17 protein-coding genes are annotated in these 16,351 nt (G+C 66.5%); 7 read left to right on the forward strand and 10 right to left on the reverse strand.

The features are described 5' to 3' along the window. Positions 1-940, forward strand: a 940-nt coding sequence (ahpF, locus tag U8L64_RS01640) for an alkyl hydroperoxide reductase subunit F (protein WP_333393447.1), incomplete at its 5' end; no start/stop codon positions are given. A gap of 67 nt (positions 941-1,007) precedes the next feature. On the opposite strand, the gene U8L64_RS01645 is transcribed toward ahpF, so the two are convergent. Genes U8L64_RS01645 through glyQ form a run of 5 tightly spaced genes read right to left on the reverse strand, consistent with a single transcriptional unit; the run spans position 1,008 to position 6,713 of the window. Next, the gene (locus U8L64_RS01645; protein WP_333393449.1) at positions 1,008-2,378 is read right to left on the reverse strand and encodes a GGDEF domain-containing protein; all 1,371 of its coding nucleotides are present in this window, start codon (positions 2,376-2,378) and stop codon (positions 1,008-1,010) included. Positions 2,379-2,424: 46 nt separating this feature from the next. Continuing rightward, the gene (locus U8L64_RS01650; protein ID WP_054094228.1) at positions 2,425-3,171 is read right to left on the reverse strand and encodes a lysophospholipid acyltransferase family protein; all 747 of its coding nucleotides are present in this window, start codon (positions 3,169-3,171) and stop codon (positions 2,425-2,427) included. Beyond that, positions 3,168-3,710 carry a D-glycero-beta-D-manno-heptose 1,7-bisphosphate 7-phosphatase gene (gmhB, locus tag U8L64_RS01655; RefSeq protein ID WP_008569088.1) on the reverse strand — a complete coding sequence of 181 codons (543 nt, stop codon included), beginning with the start codon at positions 3,708-3,710 and terminating at the stop codon, positions 3,168-3,170. The genes U8L64_RS01650 and gmhB overlap by 4 nt, the downstream gene beginning before the upstream one ends. Before the next feature lie 4 nt (positions 3,711-3,714). Beyond that, the gene (glyS, locus tag U8L64_RS01660) at positions 3,715-5,769 is read right to left on the reverse strand and encodes a glycine--tRNA ligase subunit beta (RefSeq protein WP_333393456.1); all 2,055 of its coding nucleotides are present in this window, start codon (positions 5,767-5,769) and stop codon (positions 3,715-3,717) included. Next, entirely contained in the window at positions 5,766-6,713 is a 948-nt protein-coding gene (gene glyQ, locus U8L64_RS01665) for a glycine--tRNA ligase subunit alpha (protein ID WP_043294910.1), read from the reverse strand. Before glyQ ends, glyS begins: the two co-directional genes overlap by 4 nt. Positions 6,714-6,817: 104 nt before the next feature. Between glyQ and U8L64_RS01670 the strand changes: the two genes are divergently transcribed. The 3 genes from U8L64_RS01670 to U8L64_RS01680 all read left to right on the forward strand — a co-directional run bounded on the left by U8L64_RS01670 (position 6,818) and on the right by U8L64_RS01680 (position 8,680). Then, positions 6,818-7,405, forward strand: a complete 588-nt coding sequence (locus tag U8L64_RS01670; RefSeq protein ID WP_043294909.1) for a DNA-3-methyladenine glycosylase I — start codon at positions 6,818-6,820, stop codon at positions 7,403-7,405. A gap of 83 nt (positions 7,406-7,488) precedes the next feature. After that, positions 7,489-8,376 carry a lysophospholipid acyltransferase gene (locus U8L64_RS01675; RefSeq protein WP_156715840.1) on the forward strand — a complete coding sequence of 296 codons (888 nt, stop codon included), beginning with the start codon at positions 7,489-7,491 and terminating at the stop codon, positions 8,374-8,376. Positions 8,377-8,413: 37 nt separating this feature from the next. Next, positions 8,414-8,680, forward strand: a complete 267-nt coding sequence (locus U8L64_RS01680; protein WP_043294907.1) for a PilZ domain-containing protein — start codon at positions 8,414-8,416, stop codon at positions 8,678-8,680. A 9-nt stretch (positions 8,681-8,689) separates the two neighbouring features. On the opposite strand, the gene U8L64_RS01685 is transcribed toward U8L64_RS01680, so the two are convergent. The 5 genes from U8L64_RS01685 to def form a co-directional block, all read right to left on the reverse strand. After that, the gene (locus U8L64_RS01685) at positions 8,690-9,010 is read right to left on the reverse strand and encodes a tetratricopeptide repeat protein (RefSeq protein ID WP_333393465.1); all 321 of its coding nucleotides are present in this window, start codon (positions 9,008-9,010) and stop codon (positions 8,690-8,692) included. 132 nt (positions 9,011-9,142) lie between these two features. After that, positions 9,143-10,516: a Trk system potassium transporter TrkA gene (gene trkA / locus U8L64_RS01690; RefSeq protein WP_043294906.1), complete on the reverse strand. Its 1,374-nt coding sequence runs from the start codon at positions 10,514-10,516 to the stop codon at positions 9,143-9,145. Beyond that, the gene (gene rsmB, locus U8L64_RS01695) at positions 10,513-11,862 is read right to left on the reverse strand and encodes a 16S rRNA (cytosine(967)-C(5))-methyltransferase RsmB (protein ID WP_333393469.1); all 1,350 of its coding nucleotides are present in this window, start codon (positions 11,860-11,862) and stop codon (positions 10,513-10,515) included. The genes trkA and rsmB overlap by 4 nt, the downstream gene beginning before the upstream one ends. Continuing rightward, the gene (fmt, locus tag U8L64_RS01700; protein ID WP_333393471.1) at positions 11,859-12,803 is read right to left on the reverse strand and encodes a methionyl-tRNA formyltransferase; all 945 of its coding nucleotides are present in this window, start codon (positions 12,801-12,803) and stop codon (positions 11,859-11,861) included. Before fmt ends, rsmB begins: the two co-directional genes overlap by 4 nt. 58 nt (positions 12,804-12,861) lie before the next feature. Beyond that, the gene (def, locus tag U8L64_RS01705; RefSeq protein ID WP_054094224.1) at positions 12,862-13,368 is read right to left on the reverse strand and encodes a peptide deformylase; all 507 of its coding nucleotides are present in this window, start codon (positions 13,366-13,368) and stop codon (positions 12,862-12,864) included. Between the two features lie 148 nt (positions 13,369-13,516). On the opposite strand from def, the gene U8L64_RS01710 reads away from it, so the two are divergent. From U8L64_RS01710 to U8L64_RS01720, 3 genes are all read left to right on the forward strand, one after another. Continuing rightward, a complete protein-coding gene (locus U8L64_RS01710; protein WP_043294903.1) occupies positions 13,517-14,542 on the forward strand; it encodes a LysM peptidoglycan-binding domain-containing protein in 1,026 nt (341 codons plus the stop codon). An 89-nt stretch (positions 14,543-14,631) separates the two neighbouring features. Then, complete coding sequence (gene dprA, locus U8L64_RS01715; protein ID WP_138300745.1) at positions 14,632-15,723, forward strand: DNA-processing protein DprA; 1,092 nt, start codon at positions 14,632-14,634, stop codon at positions 15,721-15,723. 62 nt (positions 15,724-15,785) lie between these two features. Next, on the forward strand, positions 15,786-16,343 hold the full coding sequence (locus tag U8L64_RS01720; protein WP_043294901.1) for an L-threonylcarbamoyladenylate synthase: 558 nt from the start codon (positions 15,786-15,788) through the stop codon (positions 16,341-16,343). Positions 16,344-16,351 lie beyond the last annotated feature (8 nt).

The following is a 16,351-nucleotide window of genomic DNA, read 5'->3' on the forward strand; positions in this document are numbered from 1 at the left end:
CAAGGATGCCTTCGACGTGCTGGTGGTCGGCGGTGGCCCGGCTGGCGCCGCAGCGGCCATTTACGCGGCGCGCAAGGGCATCCGCACCGGCGTCGCGGCCGAGCGCTTCGGCGGTCAGGTGCTGGACACCATGGCCATCGAAAACTTCATCTCGGTGAAGGAAACCGAAGGCCCGAAACTGGCCCGCGCGCTGGAAGAGCACGTGCGCGAGTACGACGTCGACATCATGAACCTGCAGCGCGCCAGCCAGCTGATCCCGGCCGGCGACGACGGCCTGCACCGCGTCCGGTTCGAGAACGGCGGCGAGCTCAAGGCCAAGACCCTGATCCTTGCCACCGGCGCGCGCTGGCGCGAAATGAAGGTGCCGGGCGAGCAGGAATACCGCGGCCGTGGCGTCGCCTACTGCCCGCACTGCGACGGCCCGCTGTTCAAGGGCAAGCGCGTGGCGGTGATTGGCGGCGGCAACTCGGGCGTGGAAGCGGCCATCGACCTGGCCGGCATCGTCGCTCACGTGACCCTGCTCGAGTTCGGTGAGGAACTGCGTGCCGACGCCGTGCTGCAGCGCAAGCTGTTCAGCCTGCCCAACGTCACCGTGCTGAAGATGGCGCAGACCACCGAGGTCAAGGGCGACGGCCAGAAGGTTACCGGCCTGGTCTACAAGGACCGCGCCGGCGAAGAAATGCACAGCATCGAGCTGGAAGGCATCTTCGTGCAGATCGGCCTGCTGCCCAACAGCGATTGGCTCAAGGGCACCCTGGAGCTGAGCCGTTTCGGCGAGATCATCGTCGACGCCAAGGGCCAGACCAGCATCCCCGGCGTGTTCGCCGCCGGCGACGTGACCACGGTGCCGTACAAGCAGATCGTGATCGCCGTTGGCGAAGGCGCCAAGGCCTCGCTGAGCGCCTTCGATCACCTGATCCGCAGCTCCGCGCCGGCCTGATCGAAGCGCGAAAAGAAGGGGAGCAACCGCGAGGTTGCTCCCCTTTTGTTCTTACGGGAGTCTGCTTTCAGCCAGCGTGCAGCACGCAGCGATCGCGCCCTCCGTGCTTGGCCTGATAAAGCGCCTGATCGGCCTGTTGCAGCAGGCGTTCATAGTCCGGATGACCGTCATGGACGGCCATGCCGATGCTGACCGTCACCTGCAGCACGTCGCCGCTGGACAGACGGAAGTGCTCGCGGGCGATGCGCTCGCGCAGCTTCTCCGCCGCCGCCAGTGCCTTGTTGGCATCGATGTCCACCAGCACCAGCAGGAATTCCTCGCCGCCCAGGCGGAACGCATAGTCGCCGCCGCGAGTGTTGCTCGCCAGCAGCGCGCCAACCTGCTGCAGGATCTGGTCGCCGGCATCGTGGCCATGCGTGTCGTTGATGCGCTTGAAGTGATCGACGTCGATCGCCAGCACACCGAAGGTGTTACTCGACTGGCGCGCGTAGAGCACCTCCTTGGCCATCACCACTGGCAGGAACTTGCGGTTGAGCAGCCGCGTCAGCACGTCACGGCCTGCCTCCAGGTCGTTGGCCTGCTCGAACAGGCTGTCGAGCAGGAACTTGATCGAGCGCGTCTGCTCGCGGATCTGGTGCAGCTTGCTCAGGCGTCCGGCGGCATCTTCCAGCGTGGCGATGGACTGGAGCTCTTCATCGATCTGCGCGATGTAGTCGAGGATGCTTGTGCTTTCCGGCGAACCCTGGAAGGCATGGGATGCCTTGTGGCGAAACCACAGGCCGAATTCGGAACCGGCCAGCTGCGGCAGTGCACCGGTGAGGTTGCCGATGGCCAGATCGAACATCAGCTGATTTTCCCAATCGAGCAGTGCGGCGCGCTGTCGCTCCTTCTCGACGCCGATGTTCTGCGAAACCGAAAACAGCCGATAGGCTTCTTCCGCCCGCGAATTGCGGTCGTGGGACTGTGAATAGGCGAAGCAGATGATCTCCACCGCCAGATCGATCAGATCGGCGCCCATGCGCGCGGCCTTGCGCCTGACCGGCTCGTCGAGTTCACGCTGTTCCAGCAGCTGGCGCAGGCGCCCCTTGAGCAGCCTGGAACCGCGCAGCACCAGGCTGACCGGTATCTCGATGCGCGCGTGGATATCGCCGACCTTGCGCTGCAGGTCGACTACCGCGTCGAGGTCGCTGTGGGCCGTCGAAGAACAGACCGTGACGATCCATTTCTGCATGGACTGGCCGAGACGGGTCTTGACCTGTTCATGGCTGAGAAAACTGGCCGAATGGGGATCGGCGAGCATCTGCGAATAGAAGTGCTCGGCCAGTTCCTGACTCTTCTCGGCCGACACCGCCTGCAACGCGGCGGCAGCTTCGGCGGGATAGCCGTCCAGCAGGCGCAGCCATTCGGCGACCAGCTGATGGTTGGGTATTTGCTGCATAGGGACTCGCTAGGATGGGCGGGCGTCCCTGCCGGCCCCGACGTGATCAGGGGGTTGGACGACCCTGCGTTTCGAGCTGGCTGACCTGCGCGTTGACCCAGTCTTCGGCACGCTGGTTGAGTTCGGCGACCGCACGCGGCCCTTCGCTCTCGGCGTACATGGCCGGGCCGATGACCACCTGGATGGTGCCGGGGCGCTTGCCCCAGCCGGCCTTGGGCCAGAACATCCCGGCGTTATGCGCGATCGGCAGGACCGGCAGACCGGCATTGACTGCCAGCGAGGCGCCGCTGCGGGAGAACTTGGCCGGCTGGCCGACCGGTACGCGGGTGCCCTCCGGGAAGATCAGCACCCAGGCACCCTGCTCCAGGCGTTCGTGACCCTGCTTGGCGACCTGGCGCAGCGCCGCCTTGGGGTTGTCGCGATCGATGGCGATCGGCTTGAGCAGCATGATCGCCCAGCCGAAGAACGGCACACGCAGCAGCTCGCGCTTGAGCACCTGGGTCAGCGGCTCGAAATAGGCAGAAAGAAAGAAGGTTTCCCAAGTGCTCTGGTGCTTGGCCAGGATCACGCAGGGGCGCGTCGGGATGTTCTCCGTGCCATGCACCTCATAGCGCAGGCCGACCAACGTTTTTGCCAGCCAGACGGCGCAGCGGCACCAGTTCTGTACCACGAAGCGGTAGCGCGGGCGGAACGTCATGAACGGTGCGCAGACCAGACTGACCAGGCACCAGGCGAAGGCGGTGAACGCCAGCAGGAAGTAGAACAGCGCGATGCGCAGGGGCAACAGGCTCATCGAGGATTCTCGAGCAGATGATCGACAACGGCGGCCAGGTCATCGAAGACCTGGGTACCCGGCGGCAGCGTGCCTTCCAGGGTGCGCAGGCCCTTGCCGGTCCTGACCAGGTAGGGGACGCCGCCCAGCAGCATGCCGGCATGCAGATCGCGATGACTGTCGCCCACCACCGGCACGCCTTTCAGGTCCGCGAGACCGAAATGCTCGGCAATGCTGCGATACATTCCCGGTTTCGGTTTGCGGCAGTCGCAGCCGTCGTCGGGGCCATGTGGGCAATGCACGATCAGCTCGATGCGACCGCCCTGCTCCATCACCAGCTGCTGCATCTTGAAATGCATGTCGCTGAGGGTGCTTGCATCGAACTTGCCGCGCGCCACGCCGGACTGGTTGGTGGCCACCGCCACCGTCCAACCGGCCTTGCACAGCCGGGCGATGGCTTGCAGCGAGCCGGGAATCGGAATCCATTCCGCCACCGACTTGACGTACTCGTCGGAGTCCTCGTTGATCACCCCGTCGCGGTCCAGCACGATCAGCTTCACGGGCCTAGCCAAGTGCGGAAATATCGGCGACACCAAGGAACAGTCCTCTCAGCCGGGCCAGCAAGGCATAACGGTTGGCGCGCACCGAGGCGTCCTCGGCATTGACCAGCACCGCCTCGAAGAAGGCATCCACCGGGCCGCGCAGGTGCGCCAGGCGCTCCAGCGCCTCGCGATACTGGCGCGCGGCGGCCAGCGGCTGCACGGCCTGCTCGGCCTGCTGGATCGCCGAATACAGCGAGAACTCGGTGGCATTGTCGAACCAGCGCGGTTCGACCGCTTCCGGCAGCTTCGCCTCGAACTTGCTCAGCAGGTTGGACACGCGCTTGTTGGCGGCTGCCAGCGCCTCGGCTTCTGGCAGCCGACGGAAGGCCTGCACGGCCTGCACGCGCTGGTCGAAGTCCAGCGCCGAACCCGGCTGCACCGCACGTACCGAGAGGTAGGCGGCGGTGTCGACGCCCTCGTCCTCGTAGCGCGCGCGCAGGCGGTCGAAGATGAATTCCAGCACCTGATCGGCCAGGCCCTGCTGCTTGACCCGGTCGCCGAACTGGCCGATGGCGAAGTTCACCGCTTCCACCAGATCGAGGTCCAGCTGCTTCTCGATGAGGATGCGCAGCACGCCCAGCGCCGCGCGCCGCAGCGCGTAGGGGTCCTTGGAGCCGGTCGGCAGCATGCCGATGCCGAAGATGCCGACCAGGGTGTCGAGCTTGTCGGCCACCGCCACCGCGGCACCGGTCAGGGTGCCTGGCAGCTCGGCGCCGGCGCCGCGCGGCATGTACTGCTCGTTGAGCGCCAGCGCCACGTCCTGCGGCTCGCCCTCGTGCAGCGCGTAGTAGTAGCCGGCGATGCCCTGCATCTCGGGGAACTCGCCAACCATCTCGGTGGCCAGGTCGGCCTTGCACAGCAGGCCGGCACGCATGGCACGTGCCTTGTCGCCGCCGGTGCGCTCGGCGATCAGTCCGGCCAGGCGCGAGACGCGCTCGGCCTTGTCGTACACGCTGCCGAGCTGGGCCTGGAACACCACGTTCTTCAGGCGCTCGTTGAAGCGCTCCAGCGGCTGCTTCTTGTCCTGCTTGAAGAAGAACTCGGCGTCGGTCAGGCGCGGGCGCACCACCTTCTCGTTACCGGCAACGATCTGCGCCGGGTCTTTCGATTCGATGTTGGCCACGGTGATGAAGCGCGGCAGCAGCTTGCCGTCGGCATCCAGCAGGCAGAAGTACTTCTGGTTGTCCTGCATGGTGGAGATCAGCGCCTCCTGCGGCACGTCGAGGAAGCGTTCCTCGAACGAGCAGACCAGCGGCACCGGCCACTCCACCAGCGCGGTCACTTCATCCAGCAGCGCCGGCGGCACGATGGCTGTGCCCTGCTGTTCGGCGGCCAGCTGCTCGACGCGCTTGGCGATCAGCTCGCGGCGCTCGGCGAAGTCGGCGATCACATGCGCACCGCGCAGATCTTCCAGATAGCTCGCGGGCTTGGAGATATGCACCTGTCCCGGGCTGTGGAAGCGGTGGCCGCGCGATTCGCGACCGGCGCGCTGGGCGAGGATCTCGCAGTCGAGCACCTGCTCACCGAACAGCATCACCAGCCACTGGGTCGGACGCACGAACTCCTCCTTGCGCGCGGCCCAGCGCATGCGCTTGGGAATCGGCAATTCGGCGAGCGAGGTCTCGACGATTCCCGGCAGCAGCTGCGCGGCCGGCTGGCCCTCGATGGTGCGGCTGAACTTGAGCTTCGGCCCGCTGCGGTCGATCTCCGCCAGGTCCACGCCGCACTTGCGGGCGAAGCCCAGGGCGGCCTGGGTCGGCTCACCCTCGGCATTGAAGGCGGCCTGGATCGGCGGGCCGTCGAGGTTGACGCTGCGATCGGGCTGCTGGGTCGCCAGCTGCTCGACCACGACCGCCAGGCGCCGCGGCGCGGCGAAGAAGCGTGCTGCGGCATAGCCGAGGCCAGCGTCCTTCAGGCCCTTCTCGATGCCGGCGAGAAAAGCCTCGCCCAGGCTTTTGAGCGCCTTGGGCGGCAGCTCTTCGGTACCCAGTTCGACCAGAAAATCCAATGCACTCATTCTTGAGCCTCCAGCTTGGCCAGCACTTCGTCACGCAGTTCGGGGGTGGCCATGGGGAAGCCGAGTTTGGCGCGGGCCAGCAGGTAGCTCTGGGCGATCGAACGGGCCAGGCTGCGCACGCGCAGGATGTACTGCTGGCGCGCGGTGACCGAAATGGCGCGACGGGCATCGAGCAGGTTGAAGGTGTGCGAGGCCTTGACCACCATCTCGTAGGCCGGCAGCGGCAGCTCGGCGGCCATCAGCCGGTTGGCTTCGCTCTCGTAGAAATCGAAGAGTTCGAACAGCTTCGGCACATTGGCGTGCTCGAAGTTGTAGGTCGACTGCTCCACCTCGTTCTGGTGGAACACATCGCCATAGGTCACGGTGCCGAACGGACCGTCGGCCCAGATCAGGTCGTAGACCGAGTCGACACCCTGCAGGTACATGGCCAGGCGCTCCAGGCCATAGGTGATTTCACCGGTGACCGGGTAGCACTCGACGCCGCCGACCTGCTGGAAGTAGGTGAACTGGGTGACTTCCATGCCGTTGAGCCAGACTTCCCAGCCCAGGCCCCAGGCGCCGAGCGTCGGCGATTCCCAGTTGTCCTCGACGAAGCGCACGTCGTGCACCGAGGTGTCGACACCGATGCGGCGCAGCGACTCCAGGTACAGGTCCTGGATGTTGTCCGGGTTGGGCTTCAACACCACCTGGAACTGGTAGTAGTGCTGCAGGCGGTTGGGGTTCTCGCCGTAGCGGCCGTCGGCCGGGCGGCGCGAAGGCTGCACATAGGCGGCGTTCCAGGTCTCCGGACCGATGGCGCGCAGGAAGGTGGCGGTGTGGAAGGTACCGGCGCCCATTTCCATGTCGTAGGGCTGCAGAACCACGCAACCCTGCTCGGCCCAGTAGCTCTGCAGGGCGAGGATCAGGTCTTGGAAGGTGCGCACGGCAGGCGTAGTCTGGCTCAAAATTTCACCTGTGCTGGGCTTCGACAGAAAGCCTCGGAGTATACCTCCCGCGCCCCTGCGCTTGCGACGGTTTCCGGGCACGGCACGCCGGCGCGAGGATGGCTATGCCACGTTGCAACTGGTGCGGCAGCGACCCGCTGTACATCGCCTACCACGATCACGAATGGGGCGTGCCGACGCGCGACCCACAGGTGTTGTTCGAATTCCTCTTGCTCGAAGCCTTCCAGGCCGGGCTCTCCTGGATCACCGTATTGCGCAAGCGCGAGCGCTACCGGCAGGTGCTGTTCGGTTTCGATGCCGAGCGTCTGGCGATCATGAGCGACGCCGAGATCGACGAGCGCATGCAGGACCCGGGCATCATTCGCAACCGCCGTAAGCTCGAAGCCGCGCGTGGCAACGCCTGCGCCTGGTTGCGGCTGGACGATCCGGCCGGCTTCGTCTGGTCATTCGTCGGTGGTGCGCCGAAGATCAACCGCTTCGCGCGCATCGATCAGGTGCCGGCGGTCTCCGCCGAAGCCGAGGCCATGAGCAAGGCGCTGAAGAAGGCCGGTTTCAGCTTCGTCGGTCCGACCATCTGCTACGCCTACATGCAGGCCTGCGGCATGGTCATGGACCATCTGATCGACTGCGAGCGGCATGCCGCACTGGCTGGACCGATCCCGCTCGGCACGTGGCGTGCGGATGACGTTTAGCGATCGCGTGGCGGTGGAACGCCGCCGCTCCACCCTGTCCGGCGCAAGCAGGTAAACTCGCGTTTTTGCTACCGGAGTGCGGCGTGGAAAAACTCAAAGGTGCCCTGGTGGTCGGCGCGCTGCGCCTGGTGGCGATGCTGCCCTGGCCGGCGGTGCAGGGGCTCGGCTCGGCAATCGGCTGGCTGATGTGGAAACTGCCCAATCGCTCGCGTGAGGTCGCACGGACCAACCTGCACAGGTGCTTTCCCGAACTCGACGCCGGGCAGCTGGACGCCCTGCTCGGCCGCACCCTGCGCGATATCGGCAAGACCTTTACCGAAAGTGCCTGCGCCTGGATCTGGCCGGCGCACAAGACCCTCGGTCTGATCAAGCAGGTCGAAGGCCTCGACGTGCTGGAACAGGCGCTGGCGTCCGGCAAGGGCGTGGTCGGCATCACCAGCCACTTGGGCAACTGGGAGGTGCTGAATCACTTCTACTGCGCGCAGTGCAAGCCGATCATCTTCTACCGTCCGCCGAAGCTCAAAGCGGTGGACGATCTGCTGCAGGAGCAGCGCGTGCAGCTGGGCAACCGTGTCGCGCCGTCGACCCGCGAAGGCATTCTCAGCGTGATCAAGGAAGTCCGCCGCGGCGGCTCGGTGGGCATCCCGGCCGATCCCGAGCCGAGCGAAGGCAGCGGCCTGTTCGTGCCGTTCTTCGCCATCCAGGCGCTGACCAGCAAGTTCGTGCCCGGCATGCTCGCCGGCGGCAAGGCGGTCGGCGTGTTCCTGCACGCACTGCGCCTGGAGGATGGTTCCGGCTTCAAGGTGATCCTCGAAGCGGCGCCCGAAGGTATGTACAGCGAGGATGTGGAAACCGCCGTGGCGGCCATGAGCGCGACGATCGAGAAATACGTGCGCGCTTATCCGAGCCAGTACATGTGGACGATGAAGCGCTTCAAGAAGCGCCCACCGGGGGAGAAACGCTGGTACTGAGCGGGCCAGACGATAACGACAACAAGGACGAGCAAGCATGAGCAACCAACGCCAGTACCCGCGCACCAGCATGAAATGCCGGATTCGTATCAGCCATCCCGCCTTCGGCGATGTCTTCGCGCACACCCGCGATCTGTCGGATGGCGGCGTCTACATCAGGCATCCCGAGTTGGCGGCGCTGGCGCCTGGCAGCGTGGTGACCGGCCAGGTGCAGGATCTGCCGATCCCGGCGCCGGTGCTGCGGCTGGAAGTGATGCGAGTGGATGCTGAGGGCGCCGGCCTGCGCTTTCTGCAGGACGACTGACGCGCGCGCTCAGTCAGGCGTGAGCTTGTCGAGGCGGCGCAGGAACAGCGTCATTTCCTTTTCCGCCTGCTTGTCGCCCCGCGCAACGGCGGCGGCGATGCCCTGCTGCCAGGCCTGACGCGCTCCGGCGAGATCGTCGGCGGCCTGCAGTGCCTTGCCGAGCAGCTTCCAGGCCGCCGAATACTTAGGATCGAGTTCCACGCAGCGGCGCAGATGCTCGGCCGCCCGGCCCGGCTGTCCCGCATCCAGATAGCCCTTGCCGAGGCCGAAGCGCAGCATCGGATTGTCCATGCCTTGCGAGAGCATCTTTTCCAGGGATTCGAGCATCATCAGACCCTTAGCGCAGAGTGCGCGGTGCTTTTCACACTGTAGTGCACGGCCTCTGCCGGGCAAGGCCGGCAGCATACGCCATTGGTCTGAGGCGGCGCACCGCCTTCACGCGGGTGCGCCGGCGACGGCCGTCTAGAAGAACGTCAGGCCGGCCTGGAACAGCCGTTCCACGTCGCGGATGTGTTTCTTGTCGACGAGGAACAGGATCACATGGTCGCCGGAAGCGATCACCGTGTCGCCGTGGGCGATCAGGACTTCTTCGTCGCGGATCACCGCGCCGATGGTGGCGCCGGGCGGCAGGGCGATCTGGCTGATCATGCGGCCGATCACCTTGCTCGAGCGCGCATCGCCGTGGGCGACCACTTCGATGGCCTCGGCCGCTCCGCGGCGCAGCGAATGCGCGCTGACGATGTCGCCGCGCCGCACATGGGTGAGCAGCGTGCCGATGGTCGCCAGCTGCGGACTGATGGCGATGTCGATATCGCCGCCCTGCACCAGGTCGACGTAGGCCGGGTTGTTGATGATGCACATCACCTTGCGCGCGCCGAGGCGCTTGGCCAGCAGCGAGGACATGATGTTGGCCTCGTCGTCGTTGGTCAGCGCGAGGAATACGTCGGCATCGTTGATGTTTTCTTCCACCAGCAGATCGCGATCCGAAGCGCTGCCCTGCAGGATCACCGTGCTGTCGAGCGCGTCCGACAGATAACGGCAGCGCGCCGGGTTCATCTCGATGATCTTCACCTGATAGCGGCTTTCGATGGCCTCGGCCAGCCGTTCGCCGATGTGCCCGCCGCCGGCGATGACGATGCGCTTGTAGTTCTCGTCCAGACGGCGCATTTCGCTCATCACCGCGCGGATATGGCCCTTGGCAGCGATGAAGAACACCTCATCGTCGGCTTCGATCACTGTGTCGCCTTGCGGCAGGATCGCGTGGTTGCGGCGGAAAATCGCCGCCACCCGCGTATCGACGTTGGGCATGTGGCGGCGGATCTGGCGCAGCTCCTGACCCACCAGCGGGCCGCCGTAGTAGGCGCGCACCGCTACCAGCTGCGCCTTGCCGCCGGCGAAATCGATCACCTGCAGCGAGCCGGGGTGTTCGATCAGCCGCTTGATGTAGTTGGTGACCACCTGCTCGGGGCTGATCAGTACGTCGACGGGAATCGCCTCGTTGTTGAACAGGCCGCTACGTACCAGATAGGCCGGTTCGCGCACCCGGGCGATCTTGGTTGGGGTGTGAAATAGCGTGTAGGCGACCTGGCAGGCAACCATATTGGTCTCGTCGCTGTTGGTCACCGCCACCAGCATGTCGGCATCGTCGGCGCCAGCCTGACGCAGCACGGTGGGGAACGAGGCGCGCCCTTGCACGGTGCGGATGTCCAGGCGATCGCCGAGGTCGCGCAGGCGGTCGCCATCGGTGTCGACCACGGTGATGTCGTTCGCTTCGCCGGCGAGATGTTCGGCGAGGGTGCCGCCGACCTGGCCGGCGCCGAGGATGATGATCTTCAAGACTGGACTCCCGAACCGGCGTTAGCGCCGGATACGCCACGTGGCTGCGCGGCGATCTTGATCAGCTTTGCGTAGTAGAAACCGTCGTGACCGTCGATCTGCGGCAGCAGCTGGCGCCCGTGCGGCTGCGTCACGCCGAAGCCGGCGGGCAGGTCCAGCTCGCGTGCGCCCGGCGTGCGGGCGAGGAAGGCGGCGATCACCTCGCGATTCTCGGTCGGCAGCACCGAGCAGGTCGCATAAAGCAGCACGCCGCCGACCTCCAGCGTCGGCCACAAGGCGTCGAGCAGCTCGCCTTGCAGCGCGGCGAGCGGTGGAATGTCCTCGGCCTGCCGGGTCAGCTTGATGTCCGGATGCCGGCGGATCACCCCGGTCGCCGAACAGGGCGCGTCGAGCAGGATGCGCTGAAACGGCCTTCCGTCCCACCATTGGTCGATGGCGCGGGCGTCGGCGGCCAGCAGGCGGGCGCTGAGCTGCAAGCGGTCGAGGTTTTCCTGTACCCGGGCCAGCCGCTTGGGTTCCAGATCCAGGGCGACCACCTCGGCCAGTTGCGGCTCGCGTTCGAGCAGGTGGCAGGTCTTGCCGCCCGGCGCGCAGCAGGCGTCCAGCACGCGTTGGCCGGGGCCGAGATCGAGCAGCCCGGCGGCCAGCTGCGCGGCTTCGTCCTGTACGCTGACGCGGCCGTCGGCGAAGCCGGGCAGCTGCTGCACGTCGCAGGGGCTGGCCAGGCGGATACCGTCTTCGCTGAAATCGCAGGCGAAGGCTTCGATGCCGGCGGCCTGCAGCTCGGCGAGATACTGCTCGCGGCTGCCCTGGCGACGGTTGACCCGCAGCATCATCGGCGGATGCGCATTATTGGCGGCGCAGACCGCTTCCCACTGATCCGGCCAATGCGCCTTGAGCGCCTTCTGCAACCAGCGCGGATGGGCGACGCGGATCACCGGGTCGTGCTCGAGCTCGGCCAGCAGCGCCTCGCCCTCGCGCTGGGCGCGACGCAGCACGGCATTGAGCAGACCCTTGGCCCAGGGCTTCTTCAGCTTGTCGACGCAGCCGACCGTCTCGCCGATGGCGGCGTGCGCGGGGATGCGGGTGTGCAGCAACTGGTAGAGGCCCACCAGCAGCAGCGCCTCGACGTCGTGATCGGCGGCCTTGAACGGTTTCTGCAGCAGCTTGGCCGCCAGCCCGGCCAGCCGCGGTTGCCAGCGTGCAGTGCCGAAGGCCAGCTCCTGGGTCAGGCCGCGATCGCGCGCATCGACCTTGCCGAGCACCTCGGGCAGGCTGCTGCCCAGCGAGGCCTTGCCCGACAGCACGACGCTCAGCGCACGGGCCGCCGCCAGGCGCGGATTCATTGGCCGAGGACCTGGCCGGCGGCGAACTGCTCGCGGCGGCTGTTGTACAGGTCGGCGAAGTCCAGCGGCTTGCCGCCGGGTAGCTGCAGGCGGGTCAGGCTCAGCGCGCCCTCGCCGCAGGCGACGGTCAGCCCGTGCCTGCTCGCCTCGAGGATGTGCCCCGGCTCGCCCTGCCCGGCGCCGACGCGCGCGGCGTGGATTTTCAGCGCATCGCTGCCAAGCGTGGTGTGGCAGATCGGCCACGGATTAAAGGCGCGGACCAGCCGTTCCAGCTCGACCGCCGGACGGCGCCAGTCGATGCGCGCCTCGTCCTTGCTCAGCTTGTGCGCATAGGTGGCGAGGGCATCGTCCTGGGGCTCGGGTTGCAGTGTGCCGACAGCCAGTGCGTCGACTGCCCGCACCACGGCCTGCGAGCCGAGTGCGGCGAGGCGGTCGTGCAGCGTGCCGCCAGTGTCTTCGGCCGTGATCGGTGTGCTGACCTTGAGCAACATCGGTCCGGTATCCAGCCCCGCTTCCATCTGCATCACCGTCACGCCGGATGCATCATCGCCGGCTTCGATCGCACGCTGGATCGGCGCCGCGCCGCGCCAGCGGGGCAGCAGCGAGGCGTGGCTGTTGATGCAGCCCAGGCGCGGCAGATCGAGAACCGCCTGCGGCAGGATCAGGCCGTAGGCGACCACCACCATCAGATCGGCCTGCAGCGCTGCCAGCTCGGCCTGCGCCGCCGGATCGCGCAGGCTCTGCGGTTGATACACCGGGATGCCGTGCTGCACGGCGAGCTGCTTGACCGGGCTCGGCGCCAGCTTCTGCCCGCGCCCGGCGGGGCGGTCCGGCTGGGTGTAGACGGCGACGATGGTGCGGCCCGCATCGAGCAGTGCCTGCAGATGCTGGGCGGCGAACTCCGGGGTACCGGCAAAAACGATGCGCATGGACTGGGTCATGGGGGGGGCTCGCTAAGAAAAAAGGCCTGCCGCAGCAAGCCTTTCGGGGGAACGGTGATCAAGCCTGCTGGCGGTGCAGTTTTTCCAGCTTCTTCTTGATCCGGTCGCGCTTGAGGCTGGACAGGTAATCGACGAACAGCTTGCCGTTGAGGTGATCGCATTCGTGCTGGATGCACACCGCGAGCAGGCCCTCGGCGATGATCTCGTAGGGCTGGCCGTCGCGGTCCAGCGCCTTGACCTTGACCTTCTGTGGGCGATCGACGTTCTCGTAGAAGCCCGGCACCGACAGGCAGCCTTCCTGATACTGGTCCATCTGCTCGGTCAGCGCTTCGAATTCGGGATTGATGAATACCCGCGGTTCGCTCTTGTCCTCGGACAGGTCCATCACCACCACGCGCTTGTGCACGTTGACCTGCGTTGCGGCCAGGCCAATTCCCGGTGCCTCGTACATGGTTTCGAACATGTCGTCGATCAACTGACGGATGCCGTCATCGACCACATCCACCGGTTTGGCGATGGTGCGCAGGCGCGGATCGGGAAACTCAAGGATGTTCAGAATGGCCATATGCGTTTGTGATGCACTTATGGAATAAAGTCAAAAGCCGCTGCTAAGATGCCCGGCAGCTCGGAAACCGGCTTCACGCCGCATTCCACAAGGGTTCCGCGGCGCTAGGGCGCTTCAGGCGAAGGCACATCATAAAGGGATTCACCACATGAGGAAATCACTACTCGCCCTGCTGCTGGTGGCGGTGGGCGGTATCGCCCAGGCCGCGGTGCAGCTGAAGGACGACCATCCGCAGCGCTATACCGTGGTGAAAGGCGACACCCTGTGGGGCATCTCCGGGCGCTTCCTCAAGGAACCCTGGAAATGGCCGGAACTCTGGCACGCCAACCCGCAGATCGAGAACCCGCATCTGATCTATCCCGGCGACAGCCTGAGCCTGGTCTACATCGACGGCCAGCCGCGGCTGGTGCTCAACCGCGGCGCCTCGCGCGGCACCATCAAGCTTTCGCCAACGGTGCGCACCACACCGATGGCCGACGCCATCCCAACCATTCCGCTGGAGGCGATCAACAGCTTCCTGCTGAGTAACCGCATCGTCGACAGCGAAGAACAGTTCAAGGGCGCGCCGTACATCGTCGCCGGCAATGCCGAGCGCGTGGTCAGCGGCGCCGGTGACCGCGTCTACGGGCGTGGCGCGTTCGCCGAGGACATCCCGGTATACGGCATCTTCCGTCAGGGCAAGAGCTACGTCGATCCGGACAGCGGCGAGTTCCTCGGCATCAACGCCGACGACGTCGGCACGGCGGAAATCGTCGAGCGCGAAGGCGACATCGCCACTCTGCAGCTCAGCCGCACCAGCCAGGAAGTACGCCTCGGCGACCGGTTGTTCGCCAGCGAAGAGCGTTCGGTGAATTCCACCTTCATGCCCAGTGCGCCGGCCAGCGAAATCGATGGACTGATCATCGACGTGCCGCGCGGCGTGACCCAGATCGGCCAGTTCGACGTGGTGACGCTGAACAAGGGTCGCCGTGATGGCCTGCAGGACGGTAACGTGCTGGCCGTGTACAAGACTGGCGAAACCGTGCGCGACCGGGTGACCGGCGAGAACGTGAAGATTCCCGACGAGCGCTCCGGCCTGCTGATGGTCTTTCGCACCTACGAGAAGCTCAGCTACGGCCTGGTGCTGCAGGCCACCCGCTCGCTGGCGGTGCGCGACAAGATCCGCAACCCCTGAACCACAAGCCCCGCCGATGCGGGGCTTGTTCTATCCACCGTCAAAAAACACCGCACGGATGCGGTGTGCTGAGCAAGGAGTGCTCGCCCATGCCGTCCCTCTCGCCTGCCGAACTCGATGCCCGCCTACGCCTGCATCTGCTGCCCGAGCTGGGGCCGCGGCGCTGGCAGCGCCTGCTTGGAGCCTTCGCCAATGCCGCTTCGGCGCTGAGTGCGCCGGCCAGTGCCTGGCGTTCGCTGGGGTTGCCGGCCGGCTGTGCCGAAGCGCGGCGTAGCGATGCCGTTCGCGAGCGAGCCAGTGCCGCGCTGGCTTGGCTCGAGCAGCCGGGCCATCATCTGCTGTGCTGGGACGACCCGAACTACCCGGCGCTGCTCGGCGAACTGGCCGACGCGCCGCCACTGCTGTTCGTCGCCGGTGATCCCACGCTGCTCGAGCAGCCGCAACTGGCGATGGTTGGCAGCCGCCGCGCGTCGCGGCCGGGGCTGGACAATGCCCGAGCGTTCGCGCGCAGCCTCGCCGGTGGCGGCTTCGTGATAACCAGCGGACTGGCACTGGGCATCGACGGTGCCGCGCATCAGGGTGCGCTGGATGCGGGCGGCAGGACCGTCGCCGTACTCGGCACCGGCCTGCAGCGGCTCTATCCGCAGCGCCATCTGTGCCTGGCTGAAGCCATCGTCGAGGGCGGTGGCGCGCTGGTGTCCGAGCTGCCGCTGGATTGCCCGCCGCAGGCCGGCAACTTCCCGCGGCGCAACAGGATCATCAGCGGCCTGGCGCTCGGCGTGCTGGTGGTCGAGGCGAGCCCGTCGAGCGGCTCGCTGATTACCGCCCGCCTGGCGGCCGAGCAGGGGCGCGAGGTCTACGCGATACCGGGCTCGATCCATCATCCGGGCGCGCGCGGTTGCCACCAGCTGATCCGCCAGGGTGCGACGCTGGTGGAAAGCGTCGAGGACGTGCTCGAAGGCCTGCGTGGCTGGCGGCAGCTGGCACCGGCCGACCTGTCGGCAGCCGCGCCGGCTTCGCATCCGCTGCTTGCCGCACTGCTTGCCGCGCCGATGACCAGCGAAGCCCTGGCGGCAGAGGCACAGCTGCCGCTGGCGCAGCTGCTGGCCCAGCTCACCGACCTCGAGCTGGACGGCCTGGTCGCCAACGAGAATGGTCTCTGGTGCGCGCGCCAACCTTGAGCGTCAGGTGATTTTCCCGTGAGCTTGGGTACACTGCCGCGGTCTTTTGCGTGGAGGTCGCCATGATCGGCAGTTGGCGTATACAACAGGTCGCCCGGGTAGTGCGGGCCGGTGGCGTGATTGCCTATCCGACCGAGGCCGTCTGGGGGCTGGGTTGCGACCCGTGGGCTGCGGACGCCGTCCAGCGGCTGCTGGAGCTGAAGATGCGCCCGATGGAGAAAGGCCTGATCCTGGTCGCCGCGCACATCGACCAGTTCGACTTCCTCCTCGATGATCTGCCCGAACGCTGGCTCGATCGCCTCGTCGGCACCTGGCCGGGGCCGAACACCTGGTTGGTGCCGCACCGTGAACGGCTGCCGGAATGGATCACCGGTCAGCATGACAGCGTGGCGCTACGGGTCAGCAATCATCCGCTGGTGGCCAGACTCTGCGCGTTGACCGGGCCGCTGGTATCGACCTCGGCCAACCCTGCCGGTCGCCCGGCCGCGCGTTCGCGGCTGCGGGTCGAGCAGTACTTCCCCGGCCAGCTGGACGCCGTCCTCAACGGTCCGCTGGGCGGGCGACGCAATCCGAGCACGATCCGCGACGTGCGCAGCGGCGAGGTGATCCGCGCGAGCTAGCGGCCGGT

This window comes from Pseudomonas sp. FIP_A4 (assembly GCF_036701605.1).
Lineage (GTDB): Bacteria > Pseudomonadota > Gammaproteobacteria > Pseudomonadales > Pseudomonadaceae > Stutzerimonas > Stutzerimonas phenolilytica.